We start from the raw sequence: 266 nt of genomic DNA, 5'->3' as shown, positions 1-266 counted from the left end.
GATGCCGACTTCTCCCCCGGCGCCACCGCCGCCGCCATTGGCACCACCTGCCCCGCCTGCTCCGTAGTTGTGGATGTACCCTCCCATATAGGGGAAGTCGTATCCATCGCTTCCTTTGCCGCCGCTGGCTGCGCCCGGCACAATGCCACCCGCACCGTTGGTGGTGATGTAGGAGTCGGAGCCTTGGGCACCGAGACCGATCCCGCCGCCGCCGCTGCTTCCGCCGCGGCCGCCCATCCCGCCGCCGCCGCCCAAGCCGTAGAAGC

The 266-nt window shown here is 69.9% G+C and carries 1 pseudogene; it reads right to left on the bottom strand.

Going from position 1 to position 266, the window contains the following annotated elements:
- Positions 1-266: pseudogene (locus ALC15_RS45740) on the bottom strand (hypothetical protein); the annotation flags it as partial.

Origin of the sequence: Bradyrhizobium viridifuturi (genome assembly GCF_001238275.1) — a bacterium.
In the GTDB taxonomy this organism is placed as follows: Bacteria; Pseudomonadota; Alphaproteobacteria; order Rhizobiales; family Xanthobacteraceae; genus Bradyrhizobium; species Bradyrhizobium viridifuturi.
This window is presented reverse-complemented; position numbering and strand designations above follow the sequence as displayed.